Here is a 560-nt window from a genome sequence, read left to right on the forward strand (position 1 = left end):
CCCGCTAGACCATGGGATATCTAGCGGCGGCGACCGGCGCGTGGATCGTCTTCGAGGACGAAGCCGGGCAGAGCCTGCGACCCCCGAAGGCCCGGACCTGGGCCCCGCGGGGACATACCCCGACGGTACGGGTGTCGGGGAAGGGCTCGGGGCGGGTGTCGATGGCCGCCCTGGTCTGCTACCGGCCGGGCCAGCGGCCCCGCATGTTCTACCGGGTCCTGACCCACCACGGCCGTAAGGGCGAGCGTCGCAGCTTCTCCGAAGACGACTACGCCACCTTGATCGCCGCCGCGCACCACCAGCTTCGCGCCCCGCTCATCCTGTGCTGGGACAACCTCAACACCCACCGCAGCGCCGCGATGCGCGTGTACCTCACCCGCCACGCCCGCTGGCTGACCGTGATACCCCTGCCGGCCTACGCCCCGGATCTCAACCCGTCGAAGGCGTGTGGGCCCACGTCAAACGCGACCTCGGCAACCACATCCGCGTCACCGTCGACCAGCTCACCACCACGATCAAGACCCTGCTCAAACGCGTTCAGTACCGGCCCGACCTGATCG

Annotated in this window: 1 protein-coding gene; it reads left to right on the forward strand. The window is 69.5% G+C overall.

The annotated features are described in order from the left end of the window. Positions 1-11: 11 nt before the first annotated feature. Positions 12-557, forward strand: coding sequence for a transposase (locus tag AB1460_RS38220; protein ID WP_368967493.1), 546 nt, complete (start codon positions 12-14; stop codon positions 555-557). The last annotated feature ends 3 nt before the right edge of the window (positions 558-560 follow it).

It is taken from the genome of Parafrankia sp. FMc2, assembly GCF_041008525.1.
Classification (GTDB): domain Bacteria; phylum Actinomycetota; class Actinomycetes; order Frankiales; family Frankiaceae; genus Parafrankia.